The following is a 24,674-nucleotide window of genomic DNA, read 5'->3' on the forward strand; positions in this document are numbered from 1 at the left end:
TGATAAGAAGTACAAATGTTTTGTTCATAAAATAGTCAAATTTTCGATATTTATTACATATTAATTTATATTTTTACGTATAAAGTGAAACTTTAATCAGTGAGGGTTTTGTTCATCCCCCACTGATTATTAGCCCTCACCAATCGGGCTTTTACGGGCAGCAGTGCCTCCACCTAACTTCTTTGCTTCCGCTGAATTTTGAGGTGAGGGTCTTACTGACCAGCGAATAGCGGGATAAATATTTTCTTCAATATAAAGAACATGCCCTGAAAATTAGAACATGCCCCCCTCATCCTGTACATTCAGTTTAATAATAACCGTTGTTCCCTTATCTTTTTCACTTTCAATTTTCCACTGTCCACCATGTATATGAACAATTTGTTTCACAATAGCAAGGCCTAAACCTGTTCCACCATGTTGACGACTTCTCGCTTTATCAACTCTGTAAAAGCGTTCCCCAAGATTCTCCAAATGCTCTATATCAATGCCAATTCCTGTATCTTTTATTTTTAATTCACAGTAATCATCGATTTGCTCTAAAGTTATAACGATATTTCCTTTTTGATTTGTATATCGTATCGCATTATCTAACACATTATGAAGCACTTGTTGCATACGATCCTCATCAATCATGACAATGACCTCTGGATTTAAATTGGTTGAAATATGAATTTCTTTTTCTATAAACTTAATCTCATACGTATCTAATACGTCTTCAATCAGCTGTGAAAAAACGATAGGTTGCTTCTTTAACGGAAAGTGCTCACCTTCTAATTGTGCTAAGTCTAACAAGTCATGAACGAGACGCTGCATACGACCTGCTTCTTTATGAATTAGCTGAGTTACTTTTTCCTGCTGAGCTCCCTTTGCAACACCATCTAAAATAGCCTCGCTATACCCTTTTATATAACTAAGTGGTGTTCTAAGTTCATGCGAAACATTTGCTAAAAATTCCTTACGCTTTACATCTTCTGTTTCTAATGAATTTGCCATTTTATTAAATGCTTTTCCTAATCGTCCAATTTCATCCTCTGAAGAAACTGTAATCCGCTCCGAAAAATCTCCCGTAGCCAAATGATTTGCAACCCGCTCCATTTGCGAAAGTGGCTTCGTAATTGCAATTATAATTTTTCTTCCAACCCATATCGTAATTAAAATCATAGCAATTGCTAACGGTGCTAAAATAAGACCCATATCATAGATTAAATCTTTTATACTTTTTAAAGGAATATACGAATAGACAATTCCGACTAATTTTTTATTTTCCAATACAGGAATGACAACCCCCATAATATTACGGTCAAAATGTTCTTCATATCCTATTTTTGTCACAGTTTCCCCATCTAATAGCGTTTGCCTATCTCCTTCACTTATAAGAGAATGATGATGCACATCAAAAGGCAAACATGCGCTTAAATCACGCGGATTAGATACGAAAATAACGTCCGAACTAGATATTTGATCAAACGATCTTACTTTCTCTTCAAAAGTTGATATTCCTTCACGCTTATCATATTGAGCAGCAAGACTTTTTCCTTCCATTACTAACGAAGCTTTTAAATTATCAACGTATAACTTTTCATACGAGTATAAAGATACGAAATAAAGAAAGGACACTGTTACACATACTGCACATACTACTGTAAGCCAAAGTTTTTGTACCATCGTAAACATATGTTACACCTCAAATTTATAGCCTACACCCCAAACAGTTTGAATGTAGTTTCCACTTTCTCCAAGCTTCAAGCGCATCGTTTTCACGTGCGTATCTACTGTTCTTGTACTTCCGGCATAATCATATCCCCATACCTTTTCAAGTAATTGCTCCCGGCTAAATACTTGTCCTGTATGCTGACAAAGAAAATATAGTAAATCAAACTCTTTTACAGTAAGAGAAATCAACTCACCATTCGCCTCAATTCGTCTGCTTTTTTCATTGATAAGAATTGGTCCAAATTGAATCTCTTCTTGCTGTTCTTGCTTTGTATATCTTCTTAGTACGGCTTCCATACGGGCAACCAATTCACCAGGACTAAACGGTTTTACAATATAATCATCTGCTCCCATACGTAAGCCATTCACCCTATTCCACTCTTCACCTTTTGCGGTTAAAAATATAATCGGCACATCTGACGTTTTTCTAATTTCTTTACAAACTGAAAGTCCATCCATTTCTGGCATCATTATATCTAATACAACGAAATCATAATGATCCGTTTCTAGTTTTTTAAGAGCCTCTTTTCCGTTTTCAGCTTCTCCCCACTCATATCCAAAGTTATCCAAATACATTCCAACAAGCTGTCTCATATCACTTTCATCATCTACAACTAGCACTCTATATTTATTCATTGTCCTTCCCTTCCCTCTCTATGAGTTGAAACGGTCCTTTTCCGACTTTAATTGTTTGTTTTATTTTCATACTCTTCATATCCATGACGCACACTTCATCACTATCATAACTTGCTACATATCCTTCTGCTCCGCTTTTCAAAAATGCAAATGGATTTGAGCCTATTTCAACGGAAGCTACCTCTTTATACGTACTAATATCAAATTTTCTAAGCATATTCGAACCGTGGCTTAATGCATATATGTACTTATTATCTTTCGTTATGTTCACAGGCATAAATGGAGCGTGTAAAGAACGTACCATTTCACCGCTCTGTAAAGAATACACTAATACTTTCTCATTCACTTGATTTCCATCACCATGCCCGCCAATCCATATTTCTTTCCCATCAGGACTAATCGTCGCTCCTGTTGATGCTGGCGGAATCATAAAGGATTGAACAACTTCTTTTTTCTTCGTATCAATTGTCGTTAGTTTCGTATCATAAAAGTTTAGTACAGATAACCGATTCTGATACTCTACCATCGTTATAGGCCCTTTTCCTGTTGAAACATTTCCTGTCTCTTTCCCATTTATCGTAAAGAACCTTACCTTTTGAACATTTTGATCAGCAGCAAATAATTGTTTTTTATCTGCTGATACGACCACATTTACAATGCCCTTTCCAGTTTTATATTTTTCCACTTGCCTTCCTTCCGCTAGTGAATATACATACATATATTCTAATTGCTTACCGTATACAAGTATTTCATCGCCATTTGGAAGCAGTGTGATTCCGGCCATTGGCTCATTTAGTTCCCATGTCGTAATTAACTTTTTATCTTTTTTATCAATAAAACTAATACTGCCTTCTTTTATATTCGTAGTTATAATAACATTTTTATCTTTAGCAATTGGTGTATATGAACTTCCTTGACACCCTACTAATAGAAATAAAAAACAGAGAAGAAAAACATACTTTCTCAAAAGATTCCCTCCATCTTCAGATGATTTCGTTATAATTGTAAAATAACAAATAAATGTGTGGAAAGTGTGAAATTTCCCTTTCTTACTCAATTTACATATATAATGTACAACAAATAGAATTTGAGGTGTGTCAATTATGCTATTTCCTGATTTAGCGAATAAAATTGTACGAGAAGTACGCAGACTAATTACAGAAAATATAATTATCATTAATATAGAAGGCGTTATTATCGCAAGTACAGATACAGAAAGAATTGGCCAATTTCATGAAGGTGCACTCCGCTGCGCTAAACAAAAGAAAACCGTCATCATTACAAAAGAAGATGAAAGGCGATTGCAAGGTGTAAAGGCTGGGATGAATCTTCCTCTATTATTTCATGATGAAGTAATTGGTGTCATTGGGATTACCGGAGAACCTGAAAATATTTCACGCTACGGAGAAATATTGCGTAAGATGACCGAATTATTAATTCATGAAAACTACTTTTTAGAGCAATTAGAACTTGAGCACCGTTCTTATGAAGCTTTTGTCTTTGATTGGCTTCAAAATACAGAGTGGTCCCCGAGTTTTCTTGATCGTGCCAAAACACTTGGCATTGATTTATATAAGAAAAAACAACTTGTTTTGTTTTCTATTGGCAAAAATGACACAATGCTCCAGCGTAAAATATGGCAACATGTACGAAATATTTTAACAAAAGAGCATCTATTTGTTCGCTGGGGAAATGATCGTTTTATTTTATTTACAGCGATGAGCTCCAAAGAACAAACTTATCAGTTTTTAAAACGGTTAAAACAAGACTGCGAAGCTTTATTTTCTATTCCTTTATATATCGGGATTGGGCAAACAGTTACCCCAAACAATATGAACATATGTTACGAACAAGCATTACGTGCTCTTTCTGTATCATTGGAAACGAAAAAAATTGTATTTAATGAAGATTTACGTTTAGAAATGTGTTTACAAGATATTTCTGCCGAAACGCGTGAACAATTTCTAGAGCGTACCATCGAAAGCTTACTATCATCTCCTGAGCTTATGCACACTTTACGCTTATTTATCGATTATAACCAATCTTATAAACAGACAGCTAAACAATTACATATACACATTAACACCTTACATTATAGGCTAAAAAAGATTGAAGAACATACAGGACTTGATCCAAAACAATTCAAAGACTTAAACGTTTTATACTTCGCACTCCTCCTATTAGATAATCATACAAAAAAGAACGATAAAACAGATTAATCTTTAGATGATTATACATAGAAAGAATCCCTCGACTTTTTTATCATTATAATGAAAGCACTGTTACCACGTTGTTTATTATAACTAAACACGTTAACAGTTTGAGGGGGATTTCCAATGTTAGAAAAACAAATTATTCATTCATTCGTATCTATTGTTGGCGAAGATAATGTAGATACATCCAATATGGGGCGTTTAACTTATAGTTATGATGCCACTCCAAACTTCCAAGCAATGCCTGATGCAGTCATTGCTCCTCGTAATACAAATGAAGTAGCTGAAGTGTTAAAAGTATGTAACACTCACAAAATTCCTGTGTATGTGCGCGGGTCTGGAACAAATCTTTGCGCAGGAACATGTCCACTTGAAGGCGGTATCGTCCTTATTTTCCGCCATATGAACAATATTTTAGAAATTGATGAAGAAAACTTAACAATTACTGTACAAGCTGGTGTCATTACACTTGATATTATTAAAGCGGTAGAAGAAAAAGGTTTATTTTATCCACCAGATCCAAGCTCGATGAAAATTTCTACAATCGGCGGTAATATTAATGAAAACTCAGGTGGATTACGCGGTTTGAAATATGGCGTAACACGTGATTATGTAATGGGGCTTGAACTTGTCTTACCAAATGGTGATATTATTCGCACTGGTGGTAAATTAGCAAAAGATGTAGCTGGTTACGATTTAACTCGTTTATTTATCGGTTCTGAAGGAACACTTGGCGTGGTAACAGAAGCCATATTAAAACTTGTTCCTATGCCTGAAACAAAGAAAACAATGCTTGCATTATATGAAGATATTAATGAAGCTGCACGTGCTGTTTCTTCTATTATTGCAAATAAAATCATTCCAGCAACACTGGAGTTTTTAGACCAACCGACAATTGAAGTAGTAGAAGAGTTTGCACAAATCGGTTTACCTACAGATGTAAAAGCAATTTTATTAATCGAACAAGACGGTCCACCCGAAGTAGTCAATCGTGATATTGAAAAAATGGCTAACATTTGTCACTCTATGAATGCAGTTGATGTTCGCGTTGCAAAAGATGAGACGGAAGCAGATGCGCTTCGTACCGCTCGCCGTAGTGCCCTATCAGCGCTCGCACGATTAAAACCTACTACAATATTAGAAGATGCAACTGTACCACGTTCACAAATAGCTCCAATGGTTGAAGCTATTAATACCATTGCAAAAAAATATAATATTCCTATTTGTACGTTTGGACACGCTGGTGATGGTAACTTACATCCAACTTGTATGACAGACGCTCGTAATGCAGAAGAAATGCACCGAGCTGAACAAGCTTTTGCTGAAATATTTGCGAAAGCAATTGAACTTGGTGGCACAATTACTGGTGAACATGGTGTTGGTGCGATGAAAGCTCCATATTTAGAAATGAAATTAGGTAAAGAAGGTATTGCAGCTATGCAAGGAATAAAGCAAGCTTTCGATCCAAATAACATTATGAATCCTGGAAAAATGTTCGCGAAAGACACCCGAAAAAGAGTGGTGGTTGAGCGATGACGACATTGAATAAAGAAAATATTCAAAAAGAATTTAAAGAACGATTAAGTGAAGATGAATTACTAAACTGTATGCGATGCGGTTTTTGTTTACCTACTTGTCCTACCTACATTCAATCCGGATATAAAGAATCACATTCACCGCGCGGACGTATCGCATTAATGAAAGCTGTCGTTGATGGTTTAATCGAACCAGATGAAGATGTTGAGAATACATTAAACGTTTGTCTTGGTTGCCGTGCTTGTGAGCCTGTTTGTCCATCTGGTGTAAATTATGGGCATTTATTAGAAGAAGCTCGTGATATTATTAATCAAAATAAAAAATTCTCGGTGCCAGTGAAAGCTGTTCGAAAAGTCGTTTTTGAAGGATTATTCCCCCATCAAAATCGAATGAGAACATTAACTGGACTAATCGGATTTTATCAACGTTCTGGTTTACAAACGCTAACACATAAAACAGGGATTATGAAGTTATTCCCCGAAACACTTGCAACGATGGATCTCGTTTTACCAAAAGTCCCTAAAATGAAAGCGATGAAAGATCGTCCTTCATTTTTACCTGCAGAAAGTACAAAGAAAAAACAAGTTGCATTCTTCACAGGCTGCTTAATGGATACGATGTTTTTAGAAACAAATAACGCAACGATGAAACTTCTTCAATTAGCTGGTTGTGATATCATTATTCCGAAAACACAAAGTTGCTGCGGTGCATTGCATGGACATGCTGGTGAAAAGAGTGGAGCAAAAGAATTAGCAAAGCGCAATATAAAAGCATTCGAAGACTTAAACATCGACTATATTATTACGAATGCAGGTGGTTGCGGAGCTTACCTCGTAGACTATGATTATCTTTTAAAGGATGATCCGGATTGGGCTGAACGTGCTAAGCAGTTTGTTTCTAAGATTAAAGATATTACTGCTATACTAGTAGAACTAGACTTCCATAAGCGAACTGACTTACGACTCACGCCGCAAGTTATTACGTATCAAGACTCTTGTCATTTACGCAATGTTATGCGCACATCTTCTGAACCTCGTATGTTACTAGAGGCTATCCAAGGTGCAACATATCGAGAAATGAAAGATGCCGATCGTTGCTGTGGCTCTGCTGGTATTTACAATATTGTTCATTCAGAGTTATCAATGGAATTTCTAGATTACAAAATGGACCGTGTGCATGAAACAGAAGCAGCAACCATTGTTACTGCAAATCCGGGTTGTTTATTACAAATGAAATTGGGTATTGAGCGAGAAGGGCTTTCTCATAAGATGAGAGGAATTCACATTGTGGATTTATTATTAGAAGCAATTGAAACTAACTCGTAATAACTCGTAACATACGTAATAATAGGAAAACGGCTATCTCCTTCGTCTATGTAAAGAGATAGCCGCTTTTTTGTCTGCTACAACATTAAAAATATGTTACTTTATTATAAAAAAGAACAACAGAAACATTACAGTTTTGTAAAAATCAATCCATTATATTCCTCAAAAAAACGCTCAAACCATTGATACAATAGGATTCTTCATTTTCTATTTAGGTAACTTTATCCAAAAATCCCCTCTTAAAACCAAGTATAAAAACACTATAAATTCCTTTTATACTCTATATTTCTCTTATTTTTGCTCCCTTCTTCTCTTAGGATAAATTAGGTAATTTTAAAGTCTATGAATTTTTTTCCATCTTTTTTCTCGCAAATTGTATGCTACGATGAATTTGTCAGTCAGACAGGCTGTCAAAAACAAATCGTGTGAAAACAAATTAAAACTTTATATAGGGGGACACACATCATGAAAAAGCGTGTTTTATTATCTGTAGCTGCTGCAACAGCTCTTACTTTAGGAGTATCTTCTCTAGATGCACAAGCTGCAACAGTACAACCATCTAACGTAAAGGTTCAAAATATTCAGCATTCAAAAGTGATGATGAAACAAATGAGCCAACAAGAATTACAAGCATTCTTACAATCTATGGGAGTTGAATCATTAGCACAATGGCAACAAGGAAACTTCCAACCAAACTGCTTCATTCCTGGTCAACAACCTACTGAAAATGTTGTAACTGAGCAACCAACAGCTAAGCCAGAAACTCAAAAGCCAGTTGAACAAAAACCAGCCGAGCAAAAGCCTGCTGAAGAAGTTCAAAAACCAGAAGCTCAAAAACCTGCTGAAAACAACAATACTCAAAAACCTGCTGAACAAAAACCAGCTGAGCAAAAGCCTGCTGAAGAAGCAAAATCTTTAAGCGAGTTTGAACAACGTGTTGTTGAATTAACAAACGCTGAGCGTGCAAAACAAGGCTTACCAGCACTAAAAATCGATACTGAATTAAGTAAAGTAGCACGTATTAAGTCTGAAGATATGCAAAAAAACAACTACTTTGATCATAACAGTCCTACATACGGATCTCCGTTTGATATGATGAAGAAATTTGGTATTTCTTATACATCTGCAGGTGAAAACATCGCTCAAGGCCAACGTACACCTGAAGAAGTAGTACAAGCTTGGATGAACAGCGCTGGACACCGTGCAAACATCTTAAATAACGGCTTCACTCACATCGGTGTTGGCTATGTAGAAAGCGGCAACTACTGGACACAACAATTTATTACGAAATAAATAGATTAAAAGAGTCTTCTCATGAGAAGACTCTTTTTTAAGTTTCATAGCTTTCTATTATGTATGAATAGAAAATATATAACATAAACAACATAGATCCACAGCTTATTACACTAAGCAATACATAAAATCCCCACTCTAAGTTCAAAAACAATGAAAACAATATGCCACATGCCATCACTTGAAAAATTCGTCTACTTACTAAACGAATTTTTTGTAATTTAATTGGATCTTTTTCTTTGCCTTTTATTTTCTTAAATTCTTTACTCAGCATAAAAAGAAACATACTAATCCCAATCGTTAATCCTGTTTGAAAGGATATCAACTCCCCAAAATTAATAAAGAGGATAAGCATATGAATAAACAACATAAATAACGTAATTTTCTTTATAAATCCGCCTATAATACCATGCTCTCTTTCATTAAACTTAAATATATTATGTGAAATAATATACAAAAATCCATATGAAAAAATAATAAAACAAGGAATAAATGCTACAACAACTTGTTTACTCATAAACTCGTTTGGCTCACCATTTACATTCCAATGTACTGCCATACGATTTGGTAAATAGGGATAGAGAAATAGAGTAAGTAAAAGACAAGCGAAAAATATTCCAAGTACATACTTATATTTGATCAAGTGATTCTCACCTCTCTTTTCTCTTAACGGCTTCGCTTCTTTTAGAGAAATCCCTGCAAAAATCTACTTTTTTCAAGTTAAAACTTATACTTTACGCATTTTCTTTTTGAAATTCTTTTATTTTATTATTTAACTTTGTAGGAAACGGCACATCAACTTCAATTGCTTCTTTCGTAATTGGATGCAAGAAATTTATCTTCATCGCATGCAATGCTTGACTGGACATATATTTTGTTTGTCCACCATATAATACATCCCCAACTAGTGGATTACCATTATGACTCATATGAACACGAATTTGATGTGTTCTACCCGTTTCTAATTGTAACGTTACGAAAGTCGTGTTTTGCTTCTTAAAATACTTTTCTACTTTATAATATGTGATAGCTTGGTCACCTTTTGGAGAAATACGACGCCTTGTAGCATGATGGCGATCCCTTCCGATAGCAGCATCAATCTTTCCTTGTTTCTTCTTTACTTTCCCTTCAACGAGCGCTGCGTACGTTCTTTTAATTTTTCTTTCCATTAATAGACGATCCATAATTGCACCAGCAATTCTATGCTTAGCAAACACGACACCACCTGTCGTATCTTTATCTAAACGATGAATATGACGCACCTTCGTCTCTAAACCTTGCATTTGAAAATGAAAAGCAACAAGATTTGCAAGCGTCCCGGTTCCACCTTTTTCAGCAGGGTGTGTGTCCATTTGCTCTGGTTTATTTACGATAAGTACGTGATCATCTTCGTATACTACATGTAATTCACCATATTCTGGATCTACACCGTACTCTTCCTCCGCAAACATATGGACTTGTAACTTATCGTTCTCTTTTAAAAGCTCATTCCATCTTCTTTGTTCCCCGTTAACTGTAACACCTTTTTCCATACGAAGCTGATGTAATAGCTTTTTCGGTATTTCCCATTCTACTTTTAATACCGATTCAATACTTATACCATTCCATTTAGCTGGAACGATAATTTCACACCATTCGCCCTTTTTCTTTGTTTCCATACTGTTTATCACCTTATTTCTATTGATTCTCTCATTGTAACGGAAAACACACTTTGATGCACTGCCAAAAATAGAGGACAGTCTTATAATAGACTGCCCCTCAAGCTCTAAGTCTTTTCATTTCTAACAATACTTCTTCAGCTTTTTGCTCATACGATAAATCTTTAAAGAAATCCGCCAACCTTTTATAATCATTGTAAGCATCTAATAAATCGTCCATCTTTTCTATTTTCATCACTTGTTGTTTTTGTTTCATTTTTACTGGATAGCGATAACCTGATACTTCTTGTATTTTGTAATACTCATCCTCTACTTGAACGACCTTTACAAGTTCTTCCTCTTCTGCATCCATCGTATACCCGTCAAATTCTCTAAGTAGTTCATAAATGATATGAGTCCATTCATCTTTTGGATAAAATCCTTTTTCTAACCGATAACCGACAATGCGATACATATGCCCATCGTTCTCGGCAAACTGTACTGTATCATTTAACTTAAACTTAAAATAACGAAACATTGCCTTCACCTACTTATTATGTAATGTTCTTATCACATACTATTTGCAAAATGTAGGCTTTGCTATTCATAAAAAATGCTCATCAATATGATGAGCATTTTTTATGATGATTTTTCTCGTTTTTTTCGAAATGGTAACCACCAGTTCCAGTCTCCAAATAACTTCATTAAGCTTGGTACGAGCATAAGACGAATAATTGTTGCATCAAGAAATATTGCTAATGCAACGCCAAGCCCCATCTGCTTTACTGGTAAAATATCAGTAAATGCGAATGCACCAGTTACAACAATCATTATTAAAGCAGCTGATGTAATGATTCTACTTGTTGAAACGAGCCCTTCTAACGTTGCTTGATCGTTATCTCCTGTTTCTTCATAGAGCTCATGAATACGTGAAATAAGAAATACTTCATAATCCATACTAAGCCCAAATACGAGGCCAAAAATGAAGATTGGTAAGACAAACAGAACCGGACTCGCTTCTAAACCGAAATGACCACCTTCAAATAACCAAACAACAATTCCAATGGTTGCACTTAAACTAAGTATATTCATAACAATTGCCTTAATTGGAATGAGTATAGATCGGAATGCAAATAATAATATAACAAAGGTCGATCCAAATATAACAGACATACCAATTACAACTTTATCTTTAATTTCATCTTCTAATTCTTGTTGAAACGTCGTCATTCCGCCTAGATAATACGTAACATCCGTTTCTTTATAGTTCTTTTTAAAGTCACGTACCCACTGTTTTGCAGTCTCTGTACGTGGTTTTGTTTTCAAAAAGATTTCTATCGTCGTCTTATTCCCTTGCGTGTATGCTTCAAATACAGGAATTAGTTTCGCTGATTCTGGCGACTGCAATATTCCAACAACTTGATCTGCTTTCATTCCAGTTAACCCGTCGTATAAACTTCTTACTTCATGTACTTTCTTATCATCTTTTAACTTTTGAACGACTTCTTCTATCTTTTGTAGACTTTCTTTTTCTTTCATATCTTTTTTCGTCTCTACAACTAACGTAACATCAGCGTGTGTTTTGAAAGTTTCATTAAATGCTTCTTCATACTTTTCATATGCAATCCTTGTATCACTCTTTTCAGGTAAAGCTTCAACACCAGGGAACTGCAAATTCGCTGTACGTAATGGTAATAAGCAAATAACAATAAATGTTGTAACAACAATAATCATTGCAATTGGATGTTTCATCACAAATTGTGCAAATTTACGCCATGCTTTTGCCGGCGTATGTGCTACTTGATTCTTTTTTAATATTCTTTTACCTATTAACGATAATAGTGCTGGAAGAAGTGTGAGTGAGAATAAAATGCTCATAATGACAACAATCATTCCGCTAATCGCGACAGATTGAATATAATCTATCTTAAAGAAAAACAAACCGGATAACCCAACAAATACGCATAATCCTGAAAATACAATCGCACGTCCTGCCGTTTGATATGTAATTGCTATCGCTTCTTTTACCGTTCGTTTAGCAACTTCCTCTCGAAAACGGTTCACAAATAATAGCGCAAAATCAATAGATAATGCAAGTCCAATCATCGGTGCAACGTTTAACACGAAAATAGATAGTTCTTTATCAACACCGATGAAATACAATATCCCCATCGTACTAATAACACTAAGCGCCCCATTCAAAATCGGTAAAATTGATGCCAAAAGACTACCAAACGAAAATAGTAATACAAGAAACGCAATTGGTAATCCAATCATTTCTGCTACTTTTAAATCATTTTGCGTTCTTTCATTAATCTCTTGATTAATTTTCGGAAATCCTGTAGGTGTTACTTTTAATGCTACATTACTTTCTTTCTCAATCTCATCAGCAAATTGTAATGTCTTTTCCATTCTTTCTTTATTTGTTTTCCCGGAAAATAAAATTGTCGCATAACCGATGTCATCTTGTAGCATTTCTTTATTTTGGATTGGGTGATGGAAAGATTCATAGCTCTCTTTCTCTTGAACATTCTTTACAATTTCATCTATTCGCTTTTTAAATTCCTCATGCGAAGCATCTTTATTTTTCTCAAAAACGAGCAGAAGCGTATCTTGAGTCTTCTTAAAATCTTGATCTAAAATTTCTTTTGTTTTTTGATAGTCGCCTGCCGTTTGGAAACCGTCACCACCTAATACTCCCGGTAGCTTTGGAGCAAAAATCCCAAGTGCGATTGCGAGCAACAGTAACGCTAGAATTACTGTATAACGAAACTGATACAAAAAGGCTCCTAACTTCCCCCACTTATCAACTTTATGTACGTTTGTCTTCACACATTTTCACCTACTTTAAATAATTCAATTGTCACTTATACTGTATCACATCTTGATATAAACAAAAAACGTCTGGAAAAACTATAATAATAGTTTTTCCAGACGTTTTTCTATCTCTCTTTATTAAGCCCTAATCTCTCAGTAAGTAAACGATGGTAGTAAATCGCGATAATTAACAAAATACCACCTACGCAGTAACCAGCTAAAATATCAGTTGGGTAATGTACATTTAAAATGACTCTACTTAATCCAATCGATAGAATTACTATACCCATCAAAATCGTTGTGACACATTTCCCAGCTACGCTTTTCAAATTAGCAGCAATGATATAAGTAAGAAATCCAAATGTCATAATCGATAGCATTGCATGTCCACTAGGAAAACTATATCCAAGTGCATCTAGCGCTTCATTTAATGACGGACGTTCTCTCTTTACAATCTCTTTTATCCCTTTATTCACAAGATGTGTTATTAAAATTCCCATTGGATATACAATCATCGCAGCATAATAACGCTTCTTCCAAAAAACAAGCAAGCTTATAACGAGCGTAGCGACTATCCCAATTGCTGATCCCAATTTTGTAAAGTACGAGAAAAATATAAGAGAACTTTCCGTTTGTAGCCCTCTTACTAATCCACGGACATATGTATCCATCACTGTAACGCCACCTGCATGTACGCGCCAAGCAACAATACCAAATACAGCAAATAACAAACCGATACACATTACCTCATACTGATGTAACTTCTTATTCAAACGATTTCCTCCTACTATGAAAAAATGCGATTTCTACTTTAGAAACCGCATTTCCTTACTTATTTACCTTTTGTTTTTAGCTCTGTCCAGTAACGATCATAGTCTTTTAACTTATCGTCTACATCAACAAGCCATTCTGTACGATCTAACTCTTCTTTCGTTAAGAAAATCATGTGATTATCACGGTATTCTTTACTATGAAGAGGATGAGCTTTTTCATTTGGATTACTGTAACCAATTGACTCGTAGTTTTTCACACTTACTTTTTCATCTAGTAAGTAGTTCATAAATTTCTCAGCAAGCTCTTTATGTTTTGCACCTTTTGGAATTGCTAACGTATCAGCCCAAATTGTGCCGCCTTCTTTCGGTACAACATATTCTACATCTTTATTATCTTTTGCGATAAATGCTGCATCTCCAGACCAAACTGTTCCGATCCAAGCATCTTCTGTAATGAATTTTTGTTTAATGTTATCTGTATCAAATGCTAATAAGTTTGGAAGCAGCTTCTTTAAATCATCTGCTGCTGTCTTTAATTGTGCATCGTCTTTCGTACTGTTTGAGAACCCGTGCTTCTTAAGACCCACTCCTAATACTTCACGAGAATCGTTCAGTAACGTTACATGTCCTTTATATTTCTCATTCCATAAGTCCGCCCAGCTTGTAGGTGCTTCTTTCACATACTTTTTATTGTATGCAATCCCTGTTACACCCCAAGTGTACACTAAAGAATATTTATTCTCTGGATCAAACGCAGGTGTTTTGAAATTAGAAACCATATTTTCGATATTCGGGATATTCTTTTTATCTAACGGCGCTAATAAGTCCATTTTCGCCATTGTTTTAACCATGTAATCCGACGGCTGGATTAAGTCATACTTTGCGCCACCAGCTTGTAATTTCGCAAGCATTTCTTCATTACTTGCGTACTTGTCATAGTTAATTTTCACATTATATTTCTTTTCAAAATCTTTTAGCACTTGCTCATCAAAATTGTCAGCCCAACTATAAATATTTAATTCTTCTTTCTTTTCACCACAACCAGCAAGCACACCAGCAACAAGGCTAAAACTAATTGCTGCGCCAGCTATTCTTTTCATTAATTTCATCGGTTTATTACCCCCTTGTACTTTCTATATCGTTCGTATTATAAAGGAAGGTGTCCTCCAGAGTTTTCTTCACCATCTGCACCTTTGTTCCGGAAGATTTCAGATAGAACCATTAATCCTACGATAGCAACAATTAAAATTGTAGAAAGAGCATTAATTTCTGGTGATACTCCGCGCTTAACCATACTGTAAATGTATAGTGGCAATGTTGTTGATCCTGGTCCTGATACGAAGAAACTAATTACAAAATCATCAATTGATAATGTGAATGTTAATAATGCTGCCGAAATAACTCCCGGTGCAATTGCTGGGAACGTTACATAACGAAACGTTTGCCAAGGCGTTGCTCCTAGATCATTTGCAGCTTCTTCTAAGTCACGTCCCATACTTGAAAGACGCGCAGCTAAAATAACAACAACAAACGAAATACTAAATGTAATATGTGCAATAATAATCGTTGTTTGTCCAAGTTCCATTCCTAACTGGCTGAAAAGAATTAGTAAAGATAATCCCATTAAAATATCAGGAATTAAAATTGGTAAATATACAAGGCCATTAATAGCCCCTTCGAAACGATATTTATAACGATGTAAAGCAATTGCAAAGAATACACCAAGTACCGTTGTCACAATCGTTGTTATAACTGCAATCGTAATACTATTTACAAATGCATCAATAACATCTTGTTTTTGAAATAAATCTGTATACCAATGGAATGTAAAACCTTCCCACTCCGCATTAATGCGAGAGTCGTTGAAAGAATAGACCATTAAAACCATCATTGGAAAATACAAGAATAACAAAATTAACCAAGAATAAGAAACTAAAAACTTCTTCATCTTTGCCTATTCCCCTCCGTTCTCATTATATTTATATACTTTCGTTGCACGATAATATAAGTAAATTAACAGAACAGAGAATAGAACAACGATAATCGATAACGCAGATCCAAATGGCCAGTCACGTGCACCTAAGAATTGATTTTGAATAACGTTTCCGATTAATGCTACTTTCGATCCGCCCATCACGTCTGATACAACAAACATTCCGATAGAAGAAACGAATACTAAAATAGAACCAGTCGCAATTCCTGACATCGTCATCGGCACTGTTATATTCCAAAATGCCTTTATTGGTGTTGCTCCTAAATCATAAGCCGCTTCTAGCTTACGCTTATCCAGCTGCTCAATTGCTGCATACACTGGTAAAATCATAAATGGTAATAAAGAATAGACCATTCCGAGTATTACAGAAGGAGTATTATATAATAAATTTAACGGTTCACTAATAATGCCAAGCTTTAATAACAACGTATTCACAAGACCTTGTGAACGTAAAATAACAATCCATGCGTATGAACGAACAAGAAAGTTAATCCAAAACGGGATCGTTGCCAATAATAAAAGAATAGAGCGGTATTTGCGGTCAACAATTGTAATTGTATACGCAAACGGATAGCCAATTAATAAACATATTACTGTTGTAATAACTGCGATTTTAACAGTTTCCCATAACGTTCCTAAGTACAATGGATCAAACACACGGGATATATTCTCCAGCGTAAATTGCATTTCTACTGTCCCGTAAGCTCCGCGCTGCATGAAGGCGAATCCTAATACGAATACGAGCGGGGTTAGGAAGAAAATTAACAGCCACGCGACTGTAGGTAGTGCGAGTAATTTCCCTTTTTTCAATTTAAGGTCACCTCGTCCTCTTGCTCCCAGCCTACATATACATTATCTCCAATGCTCCACTGCGCTGCCTCTTCAGCAGTTTGATATGCCATTAGTAATTCTGATGTTTTCTCATCACGTACATAAAGCTTCTCCATATTTCCGACAAACTCGATATCTTCAATATGTCCAAGATGGTATTCTTTTAAAATTGACTCTTCAACCGAACGTACTTTTACATTTTCAGGGCGAATTGCTACATAGCCTTCCCCGTTTTTCACAATATTATTTTCACCGATGAATGTCGCAACGAACAATGTTTTCGGCTTATTATAAATTTCTTTCGGTGTTCCGATTTGTTCGATATGTCCTTTATTCATAACTACAATACGATCGCTCATGCTCATTGCTTCTTCTTGATCGTGCGTTACGTATATGAACGTAATTCCTAAATTACGTTGTAAGTTTTTCAATTCACGTTGCAAGTCTTTTCGTAACTTAAAGTCAAGCGCTCCAAGTGGCTCATCTAATAGTAATACACGCGGATTATTTACAATCGCTCTTGCAATTGCAACACGCTGCTGTTGTCCACCAGAAAGCTTCGCAGGTTTACGATTACGGAACTCAAGTAACTGCGTTAAACGCATTGCCTCTTCAGCACGCTCTTTCTGCTCTGCTGCTGATACTTTCTGCATTTTCATACCAAAACAAATATTCTTCTCTACTGTCATATGTGGGAATAGTGCGTAATGTTGGAACACTAGGTTCATATGACGCTTATATGGCGGCAAATCGTTAATTCTTTCATCATCTAATAAAAGATTCCCTTTAGTTGGAGTTTCAAATCCTGCGATCATACGAAGTAAAGTCGTTTTCCCGCAGCCACTCGGCCCTAAAATTGTTAAAAACTCTCCCTCTTTAATATCTAAAGAAAGAGGTGGGATAATCACTTGATTTCCAAAATGTTTTTCAACTGCTTCAACTTTAATAATCTTTTTCATTTTCCCGTCCTATCTACCTTAAATTTTTAATTTTTATATTCATGAATAAATATTTATGTTCTATAGACTATTTTTTGTTTCGATCCAAACAAAAATGGTTATTTAACAAGCGTTCGTTTCTATTCTTTATGTAGTATGTTGGATTCATTTTCGCATGATACATAACGTCGAACAGAAAAACCCCTTCCATTGCGAAGGGGCTATTATCATACGGCTACGCCTACTGATAAACACCATCATCATTTTAACAACTTTCGTATGAATTTTAAAGCACTTTTTGTAGAAGAGTAACGAATTTTCATGTCGAATGCTGTAGATTGGGCTAAAATGCTTTTATAATGTGAAAAAGTCCGAAAACTTTCTTTCCCATGATAACCCCCTAATCCACTACTTCCAACACCCCCAAAAGGTAAATATGGCGTGGCAAGATGATAGACAACATCATTAATACAGCCTCCACCATATGAAATATTACTCGTCACTTTCTTTTGTACTTCTTTATCTTCAGAAAATACATATAACGCTAACGGCTTCGGATGTTGCTGGATTGTGCCAATTACATCTTCTATGTTGTCGTACTCTATGATTGGTAAAATCGGACCAAAAATTTCATCTTCCATAACAGTATCTTTCCATGTAATATCCGCTAGTACTGTCGGTTCAATATGTAATGTATCTTTCTTATAGTTTCCACCAATTACGACTTGACCATCTTGTAAGAATCCACATAATCGTTCAAAATGACGCTCACTTACAATACGCACATAATTTTCATTTTGCAAAGGTTCTTTACTATACTGCTCTGTAATTTCATGTCGCAGTGCCTCAATTAGCTTTTCTTTCACGGAAGAATGCACATACATATAATCAGGCGCTACACACGTCTGCCCTGCATTTAAAAACTTACCCCAAACAATTCTTCTTGCTGTCATCTCTATCTTTGCATCTTTATGTACAATACAAGGACTTTTCCCGCCAAGTTCTAAAGTGAGCGGCGTCAACTGTTTCGCTGCTGCTTCCATTACAACTTTTCCAACTCCAACACTACCAGTAAAGAAAATATAATCAAACGGTTCCCTCAGCAAAGATGTACTCTCTTCAACGCCACCTTCTACTACCGCTACAAGCTCTTCTGGGAATAATTCATCTAACATTCTCTTAAGCACTTTTGAAACGCTTGGCGTTAACTCTGACGGCTTTAAAACGATTGTGTTTCCAGCTGCCAGTGCTCCTACAAGTGGTGCAATTGCTAATTGAAAAGGATAGTTCCACGGTGCAATAATAAGCGTCACACCATACGGTTCTGGCACTATTTTTCCTTTTGATCCAAAATGAGTGAGTGCTGTTCGAACTCGTTTCGGTTTACTCCACGATGACATATGTTTCAATTGAAAGGAAATTTCTTTTAATACATATCCAACTTCCGTTGTAAACGACTCGTGAACTGACTTATTTAAATCTAATTTCAATGCCTGAAATATTTCTTCTTCAAAACGCTGAATGCCTTCATAAAGCTTCTTCAAATTATTCTTTCTCATTTCGATGCTTCTCGTATGCCCTTTTAAAAAATATTCCTTTTGCCTACTTACAATAGAGGAAATACTCATTCACTCACCTTCTCCCACTATTTTTATCCAATTCTTTCATTATTTATATAGACTTCATATATAACAAATCTCTATTCTTAAGGTTACATTATATATGACTTTTTCAGCTATATAAAATTCATTGCTCACAAAAAAACTACCGAAAGAAAATCTCTCGGTAGTTTTACTGTATTAACGATATAAACGAACAGCACCTGCAGAATTATCATCAGCTTGTCCTACTACTTCAAATTTCAAACCAAGCTTCGGTAAAATACGTCCTGCATCTGGAATCTGTTGATTAATATACGTTTTAGAATCATCAAACTTTGGTACGCCTGCTAAACCATCATACGTAAATGTTCCACGCGTTGGAGATACGACTTTCCAAGCTGGCGTTTTGTCGAATGAGAACGCTGCATCAGCGATTTGGAATCGTGTACTACTCTTAACTGTTGGTTTACCATTTAAAGTACCAACAATTGCTTCTGGATGAGAATCAACTACACCAAGGAAACCGTGTCCTGGATGTACACCAACCCAGTTATCTGTATAAGCTGAATCTGCATACCATACAACCATACCAGTGTTAAATACTGGACCGCGAGCAAATTTCAACGCGTTATCTGCCCCAGCATAGTTTCTCCACTCAACATAGTAGTTATGTTTTTTCTTCTCTGTTCCGTTAGATACAACGAAACCATCTAATTTTAATTGTGGTGTACCTTCTGCGTCATCAGAGAATACTACTTTACCATCTACTGTTAATGAAGCATTATCAAGAGCGAATCCATTTAATGCTAAACCACCATCAGTAATGTAATCAAATGTTAATTTTACTTTCTTGCCTTTGAATTGACTTAAATCATATGATTTGTCAATCCATTTTCCATTTGTCGAATCTGCATTTCCACTATTTGCTTTCTCACCAAGTCTTTCAATTAACGTTTGTTGACCATCTTCCGTTACAGCGTGTACTTCAAGGAAATCATACTCTGCTTCAATTTCATATAATGATTTGAAGTCAAATTTTGCAGTCGTTGCATTTGTTAAATCGAACAGTGGTGTTTCCATCTTCGTATGAAGATCATCACCTTTTGTGCTGTAGTAATACTGTTTTCCAAATGCCGGCTCAATTGTTTTTATATCTTTGTCTGGTAAGTTAACACGAATCATACCCGGACGGTTAGATTTCGTAACACTTTGATCCAAATATGTCGCTAGACCGATACCTTTATTTAATTTCTCGTAATCTACTTCTACGATATTTGCCCAGTTACCACCGATTGTTTTTTGGAAAAACTCTTTATTTTGTGGTGAGAAACTCGTTGGCGTCGTTCCAGCGATTTTACCAGCCCAGCTTCCGCCACTCATAATAGACCAAGCTTCAATCGGCTCACCTTGACCACTATATTGTGTATCGTACTCATCTGGAAGACCTAAATCGTGACCATATTCATGTGCGAATACACCAACCGCTCCATCTTCTGGTTCAATTGTGTAGTCGAATGCTGCCATCTTTCCACCCCAATATGGTACTTTCGCTTGTGTACCTTCAATTGGGAATGGCTTTGCTCCAACTGTCCAACGGTGCGACCAAATTGCATCATCGCCTAATTTACCACCGCCTGCTTCTTGTCCAACACCCGCATGAATAATCATTAAGTGATCGATTAAACCGTCTGGTTGATTTTTATTTCCATCACCATTTACATCGTATTGATCAAATTGGTCGAACTCTGATAAATCAATACCACTATCTACAGCTGCTTTTAAAGCATCTTTTACTAAATCACGTGGCCCTTTTGGTCCTTTATTATCATGGCCGCCGCTAGCAGCATCTGCACCGTAATCAGCCGCCTTACCAGGAACTGTTAACCATTTTGTAACTGTTCCGTCCACTGTGTAACTACCACCAGATTGCTCTTCGTAATATTGTTTAAACGTTTCGATTTTACTTCCATCATCTAATGTGAATGGCTCGTTGCCGAATAACATTTTTTCATAATGTTCTTTATTAAAATCGTTAGAATACATATATCCAGGCTCTTTGTCGATATTATTATGTTTAAAGTCAGCGTACTCTACAAGTAAAACGAGTACTTTGTCTTTACGAACTTCACCGTTATAGTCTTTTTGTTTCGCTGGAGAAGTTGGTACTTTACCATTTAGACCGCCTTTAACTGGGCCTGTCGCTGCAGGTGTGCCTGTTGCTGGTTGATTTAATTTTTCTTTCGTGTCTGCTTTCGCATCTTTCACTTTCTTTAAAAAGTCGGATGCATCTTTCGTAAGTTGGTCCCCATTCGCTGCTTCTTTCCCAGGATTTTCACCCTTTTTGTTCTCTACATACTTTTCGACTGCTTTCTTTGTTTCTGTCTCTGAAGCCTTCGAATCAATTACCCCACGTTTTTTTAATGCATCTGCTAAACGTTCTTCCGGAATTAAATGATCATCAACTGGGCTCGTAGCTGTTTTATTCACAGGCGTTTCAGCATATGCAGATTGAGTGCCAGCTCCGAATGAAAGGCCTAATACAGCTGTCAATGCGATTGATGACAAAACTTTGAACGGTTTCTTGTTCATCCCTTATTTCCTCCCCTAATAAATAATATGTATTACAAATTGAATTTTATTAAAAATTCAATATTTTTTCAATATTTAGTCATATTATGTAATGTTTTTAATATATTTGTAAAAATTTCATAGTTAGCATACGAATATATCACAATTCAACAATGTTTTCTGAAAATATTGAAAGTTTTTATCGAACAATTTATAATTTCCATAGAGGGAGTTTAATGGGGATTTTATCTTTGTTTCATCTACACAATATTTGATAATTCACTATATAAAACACAAAAGCGGATTGCATTATCACGTATTCTGTAGCAGCAATTATGACCGATAATTAGGGAGGAATTACATTTGTACAAAGATAAGACAGACGCACTGGATCAAGAATGGATTGATTTAATACTTGAAGCTCTAGATGCTGGTATCGCCATGCAAGACATCGAGCAATTTTTCCAACGTATGAAGCCATCCAGTCAGGCTCAATAGGTTTGTTCTTTTTAACGAAGTTTATGTTATAATAATGACATCATAAGACAACTACATATTGATAGAAAGGTGCGCAAATATGATTGGAGAACGTATAAAACGCCTTCGTTTACAAAAAGGGATTTCATTAACTGAACTTGCCGAAAAAGCTGGCGTTGCTAAATCTTACATTAGTTCTATAGAACGAAATTTACAAAAAAACCCTTCCATTCAGTTTCTTGAAAAGATCGCAGCAGTTCTACAAATTCCAGTTGATACTTTACTTCATGATGAAACAACAAGGGAAACTAACCTAGACTCCGAATGGACACAACTCGTTAAAGATGCAATGAACTCTGGTGTCTCCAAAGAACAATTTCGTGAATTTCTTGAATTTACAAAGTGGAAGCAAAATCAAAAATAATAATAGAAAGAAGTGCTTACAACCAGCACTTCTTTTTCTTTATAAAAAAAAGCGGGAATACCCGCTTTTTTATTATTTTTCTTCCCCAGCTTCTTGGTTAGCATTGAATGTCCATTCTAAATTCAATGTATCACCTTGGAAGATATTTTGGTCTTTTCCATCATCTACAAATTCAAATTGTACCCATAGATAATCCTCTGTACCAGCTGCTAATCCACCCTTTTCTCCCCACTCAGGAGCAAAGATATCTTTAGCTAAAAGATCTGGATCAACTTTTTGTAAGTCTGCTAAAGTTGTTTCGTATACAGGCTCACTTTGTTTATCCCAGTTCCAAAGGAATTTTACTTTAACGTGCTTACCAAAGTCTTCACCAGCATTATCACCTTTTGCATCTTTAACAGTATACTTTGTTGCTAATTTAACGTCTTTAATAGTTAACGAACCGCTGTTTTGTAATAAGAACTCTTTCTTAACAGAATCCCCTGGTTTTAAATCTTTAATATCTACAAGCGTCTTAGGGTTTAATGTAAGGTCTAACGTCCCAGCTGCAAATGTATTGTTTGATACTTCTTTATCGCTAAAGAATGCAAATGTTCCTCCACCAATTAAAGCTAACCCCAATGCTGCTGATGCAACTCCCATACCTAATTTCTTTTTCAGACTCACAATCAATTCCCCCTAGCTTTTTTTTATATTTTTATCACTTATTTTTCAATAAGAGATGTAAAGAAAACTATATTAGCTTAGCTAATATGCGTTCTTTTTTAAAAACCTTATGTTCATTATAACGAACAACCCTATATAAACACAACACATATTTATTAATATTTTCAGTTATTTTTATTTCTCAATATCATTTAGACTTTTCAGAAAAAAACAATGATAATTTATAACTTTTTTCACACTCAAATCATTTAATACTATAAGAAAAAAGAAAAACAAAGAGGTGAGGGCTAACGTTCCCTCACACTCGTATAAATATTACTAGTCTTGCTTATTCGTTCACTCTCTCTTACACCACATTCTTGTTTTCCGGCTGTTTCACTAAAGTAGTTACTCCGCTTTCTTTTGCTCTTCTACTTTTTTCTGTTCTTCAGCTTTCTTTTGTTCCTCTGCTTTCTTCTGTTCTTCTACTTTCTTCTGTTCCTCTACTTTCTTCTGTTCTTCTACTTTCTTCTGTTCTTCTACTTTCTTCTGTTCTTCTACTTTCTTCTGTTCTTCTACTTTCTTCTGTTCTTCTATTTTCTTCTGTTCTTCTATTTTCTTTTGTTCTTCGGCTTTCTTCTGTTCTTCTGCTTTCTTTTGTCCTTCCGCTTCAATTGCAACGTTTAATTGTTGCTGAAGAGCCTGAATTTGCTCATCAATAGCTTTCAAGCTAATTTCTTTCTCAATATAGTCACGCTTCTCTTTGATACTGCGGAAGCCTTCATTTACATATATGGACACTTGCTGCATCGACTCATCTTTATTTACCTTTAATTCTTCTTGTATTTGATTGTAAGGAGCTTCTATTTCAGTATATACATTTTGCAAGGCTTCCTTCTCAGCAACAATTTTCTCACGCCCTTGTTGCCATACAGAAATCGCCTGTTTTATTTCTTCAATAGAAGTTGCTTTCGATTTTCCCTTCATCGTTCCATACTCACGCTCAATAAACTGTTTATGTTTCTCAGATTGCTCTTTTAACGTATTAACTGTTTTCGGAAATATAATTGCTGTAGAAAGCGTCGCTTCTACTTTCGTTTCATGAATGAACGCCGCTTCTGTATGCGTCATAATTTGAGATCCTAAATAAAACGTAATAGAACACATACACGGCAATATAAGCATCTTTTTAAAATTACGCGGTCTTTTCAGCATCTTAATCTCTCCCATCGAACATTACGTTCTTTATACAGA

Annotated in this window: 22 protein-coding genes; 6 read left to right on the top strand and 16 right to left on the bottom strand. The window is 35.6% G+C overall.

What is annotated here, in order from left to right; translation table 11 throughout:
- Positions 1-273: 273 nt before the first annotated feature.
- The 3 genes from EBQ15_RS16895 to EBQ15_RS16905 are packed head-to-tail and all read right to left on the bottom strand — an operon-like array spanning position 274 to position 3,316.
- Positions 274-1,674 carry a sensor histidine kinase gene (locus EBQ15_RS16895; RefSeq protein ID WP_000494794.1) on the bottom strand — a complete coding sequence of 467 codons (1,401 nt, stop codon included), beginning with the start codon at positions 1,672-1,674 and terminating at the stop codon, positions 274-276.
- Between the two features lie 3 nt (positions 1,675-1,677).
- Positions 1,678-2,349 carry a response regulator transcription factor gene (locus EBQ15_RS16900; protein ID WP_001046399.1) on the bottom strand — a complete coding sequence of 224 codons (672 nt, stop codon included), beginning with the start codon at positions 2,347-2,349 and terminating at the stop codon, positions 1,678-1,680.
- The gene (locus EBQ15_RS16905; RefSeq protein WP_001234145.1) at positions 2,342-3,316 is read right to left on the bottom strand and encodes a YncE family protein; all 975 of its coding nucleotides are present in this window, start codon (positions 3,314-3,316) and stop codon (positions 2,342-2,344) included. The genes EBQ15_RS16900 and EBQ15_RS16905 overlap by 8 nt, the downstream gene beginning before the upstream one ends.
- Before the next feature lie 127 nt (positions 3,317-3,443).
- Here EBQ15_RS16905 and EBQ15_RS16910 point away from each other — a divergent pair, with 127 nt between their 5' ends.
- From EBQ15_RS16910 to EBQ15_RS16925, 4 genes are all read left to right on the top strand, one after another.
- Positions 3,444-4,568, top strand: coding sequence for a CdaR family transcriptional regulator (locus EBQ15_RS16910; protein WP_001999325.1), 1,125 nt, complete (start codon positions 3,444-3,446; stop codon positions 4,566-4,568).
- 117 nt (positions 4,569-4,685) lie between these two features.
- Complete coding sequence (gene glcD / locus EBQ15_RS16915) at positions 4,686-6,098, top strand: glycolate oxidase subunit GlcD (protein ID WP_000890753.1); 1,413 nt, start codon at positions 4,686-4,688, stop codon at positions 6,096-6,098.
- A complete protein-coding gene (locus tag EBQ15_RS16920; RefSeq protein ID WP_000209645.1) occupies positions 6,095-7,423 on the top strand; it encodes a (Fe-S)-binding protein in 1,329 nt (442 codons plus the stop codon). The genes glcD and EBQ15_RS16920 overlap by 4 nt, the downstream gene beginning before the upstream one ends.
- 465 nt (positions 7,424-7,888) lie before the next feature.
- Positions 7,889-8,716, top strand: a complete 828-nt coding sequence (locus EBQ15_RS16925) for a CAP domain-containing protein (protein ID WP_000747596.1) — start codon at positions 7,889-7,891, stop codon at positions 8,714-8,716.
- A 37-nt stretch (positions 8,717-8,753) separates the two neighbouring features.
- On the opposite strand, the gene EBQ15_RS16930 is transcribed toward EBQ15_RS16925, so the two are convergent.
- The 11 genes from EBQ15_RS16930 to inhA1 form a co-directional block, all read right to left on the bottom strand.
- On the bottom strand, positions 8,754-9,359 hold the full coding sequence (locus tag EBQ15_RS16930) for a DUF1648 domain-containing protein (protein ID WP_000598996.1): 606 nt from the start codon (positions 9,357-9,359) through the stop codon (positions 8,754-8,756).
- Between the two features lie 91 nt (positions 9,360-9,450).
- The gene (locus EBQ15_RS16935) at positions 9,451-10,374 is read right to left on the bottom strand and encodes an RluA family pseudouridine synthase (RefSeq protein ID WP_000448321.1); all 924 of its coding nucleotides are present in this window, start codon (positions 10,372-10,374) and stop codon (positions 9,451-9,453) included.
- A gap of 100 nt (positions 10,375-10,474) precedes the next feature.
- Positions 10,475-10,891, bottom strand: coding sequence for a hypothetical protein (locus tag EBQ15_RS16940; RefSeq protein ID WP_000490301.1), 417 nt, complete (start codon positions 10,889-10,891; stop codon positions 10,475-10,477).
- A gap of 101 nt (positions 10,892-10,992) precedes the next feature.
- Positions 10,993-13,185: an MMPL family transporter gene (locus EBQ15_RS16945; RefSeq protein WP_000856399.1), complete on the bottom strand. Its 2,193-nt coding sequence runs from the start codon at positions 13,183-13,185 to the stop codon at positions 10,993-10,995.
- A gap of 110 nt (positions 13,186-13,295) precedes the next feature.
- Complete coding sequence (locus tag EBQ15_RS16950; protein ID WP_001035521.1) at positions 13,296-13,943, bottom strand: phosphatase PAP2 family protein; 648 nt, start codon at positions 13,941-13,943, stop codon at positions 13,296-13,298.
- A gap of 59 nt (positions 13,944-14,002) precedes the next feature.
- Entirely contained in the window at positions 14,003-15,052 is a 1,050-nt protein-coding gene (gene potD, locus EBQ15_RS16955) for a spermidine/putrescine ABC transporter substrate-binding protein PotD (RefSeq protein ID WP_000772485.1), read from the bottom strand.
- Between the two features lie 38 nt (positions 15,053-15,090).
- Positions 15,091-15,891, bottom strand: a complete 801-nt coding sequence (gene potC / locus EBQ15_RS16960; protein WP_000714192.1) for a spermidine/putrescine ABC transporter permease PotC — start codon at positions 15,889-15,891, stop codon at positions 15,091-15,093.
- A gap of 6 nt (positions 15,892-15,897) precedes the next feature.
- Positions 15,898-16,746: a spermidine/putrescine ABC transporter permease PotB gene (gene potB / locus EBQ15_RS16965; RefSeq protein WP_000715501.1), complete on the bottom strand. Its 849-nt coding sequence runs from the start codon at positions 16,744-16,746 to the stop codon at positions 15,898-15,900.
- Positions 16,743-17,726 (bottom strand): spermidine/putrescine ABC transporter ATP-binding protein PotA, encoded by a 984-nt coding sequence (gene potA, locus EBQ15_RS16970; RefSeq protein WP_000720336.1) that lies wholly within the window; start codon positions 17,724-17,726, stop codon positions 16,743-16,745. Before potA ends, potB begins: the two co-directional genes overlap by 4 nt.
- A gap of 239 nt (positions 17,727-17,965) precedes the next feature.
- Positions 17,966-19,333: an aldehyde dehydrogenase gene (locus EBQ15_RS16975; RefSeq protein ID WP_000028379.1), complete on the bottom strand. Its 1,368-nt coding sequence runs from the start codon at positions 19,331-19,333 to the stop codon at positions 17,966-17,968.
- A 171-nt stretch (positions 19,334-19,504) separates the two neighbouring features.
- Positions 19,505-21,895, bottom strand: a complete 2,391-nt coding sequence (inhA1, locus tag EBQ15_RS16980) for a M6 family metalloprotease immune inhibitor InhA1 (protein ID WP_001035942.1) — start codon at positions 21,893-21,895, stop codon at positions 19,505-19,507.
- Positions 21,896-22,237: 342 nt separating this feature from the next.
- Between inhA1 and EBQ15_RS16985 the strand changes: the two genes are divergently transcribed.
- Together EBQ15_RS16985 and EBQ15_RS16990 are read left to right on the top strand one after the other, a co-directional pair.
- Complete coding sequence (locus EBQ15_RS16985) at positions 22,238-22,372, top strand: anti-repressor SinI family protein (protein WP_000276219.1); 135 nt, start codon at positions 22,238-22,240, stop codon at positions 22,370-22,372.
- A gap of 79 nt (positions 22,373-22,451) precedes the next feature.
- Positions 22,452-22,775 (top strand): helix-turn-helix domain-containing protein, encoded by a 324-nt coding sequence (locus EBQ15_RS16990; protein ID WP_000578888.1) that lies wholly within the window; start codon positions 22,452-22,454, stop codon positions 22,773-22,775.
- A gap of 72 nt (positions 22,776-22,847) precedes the next feature.
- Here the strand turns inward: EBQ15_RS16990 and calY are convergent, their stop codons facing one another.
- Entirely contained in the window at positions 22,848-23,441 is a 594-nt protein-coding gene (calY, locus tag EBQ15_RS16995) for a biofilm matrix protein CalY (protein ID WP_000053713.1), read from the bottom strand.
- A gap of 387 nt (positions 23,442-23,828) precedes the next feature.
- Complete coding sequence (locus EBQ15_RS17000) at positions 23,829-24,635, bottom strand: DUF4047 domain-containing protein (RefSeq protein ID WP_000919962.1); 807 nt, start codon at positions 24,633-24,635, stop codon at positions 23,829-23,831.
- Positions 24,636-24,674: the final 39 nt, after the last annotated feature.

Origin of the sequence: Bacillus sp. 2D03 (genome assembly GCF_003946765.1) — a bacterium.
GTDB lineage: Bacteria > Bacillota > Bacilli > Bacillales > Bacillaceae_G > Bacillus_A > Bacillus_A cereus.

Excerpts from the sequence above, each read along its gene's own strand:
- EBQ15_RS16990 (WP_000578888.1), top strand. The coding sequence starts at position 22,452 with ATGATTGGAGAACGTATAAAACGCCTTCGTTTACAAAAAGGGATTTCA.
- EBQ15_RS16925 (WP_000747596.1), top strand. The coding sequence starts at position 7,889 with ATGAAAAAGCGTGTTTTATTATCTGTAGCTGCTGCAACAGCTCTTACT.
- glcD (WP_000890753.1), top strand. The coding sequence starts at position 4,686 with ATGTTAGAAAAACAAATTATTCATTCATTCGTATCTATTGTTGGCGAA.
- EBQ15_RS16940 (WP_000490301.1), bottom strand. The coding sequence starts at position 10,891 with ATGTTTCGTTATTTTAAGTTTAAGTTAAATGATACAGTACAGTTTGCC.
- potA (WP_000720336.1), bottom strand. The coding sequence starts at position 17,726 with ATGAAAAAGATTATTAAAGTTGAAGCAGTTGAAAAACATTTTGGAAAT.
- EBQ15_RS17000 (WP_000919962.1), bottom strand. The coding sequence starts at position 24,635 with ATGCTGAAAAGACCGCGTAATTTTAAAAAGATGCTTATATTGCCGTGT.
- EBQ15_RS16975 (WP_000028379.1), bottom strand. The coding sequence starts at position 19,333 with ATGAGTATTTCCTCTATTGTAAGTAGGCAAAAGGAATATTTTTTAAAA.
- potD (WP_000772485.1), bottom strand. The coding sequence starts at position 15,052 with ATGAAATTAATGAAAAGAATAGCTGGCGCAGCAATTAGTTTTAGCCTT.
- EBQ15_RS16895 (WP_000494794.1), bottom strand. The coding sequence starts at position 1,674 with ATGTTTACGATGGTACAAAAACTTTGGCTTACAGTAGTATGTGCAGTA.
- EBQ15_RS16900 (WP_001046399.1), bottom strand. The coding sequence starts at position 2,349 with ATGAATAAATATAGAGTGCTAGTTGTAGATGATGAAAGTGATATGAGA.
- EBQ15_RS16920 (WP_000209645.1), top strand. The coding sequence starts at position 6,095 with ATGACGACATTGAATAAAGAAAATATTCAAAAAGAATTTAAAGAACGA.
- inhA1 (WP_001035942.1), bottom strand. The coding sequence starts at position 21,895 with ATGAACAAGAAACCGTTCAAAGTTTTGTCATCAATCGCATTGACAGCT.
- EBQ15_RS16935 (WP_000448321.1), bottom strand. The coding sequence starts at position 10,374 with ATGGAAACAAAGAAAAAGGGCGAATGGTGTGAAATTATCGTTCCAGCT.
- potC (WP_000714192.1), bottom strand. The coding sequence starts at position 15,891 with ATGAAGAAGTTTTTAGTTTCTTATTCTTGGTTAATTTTGTTATTCTTG.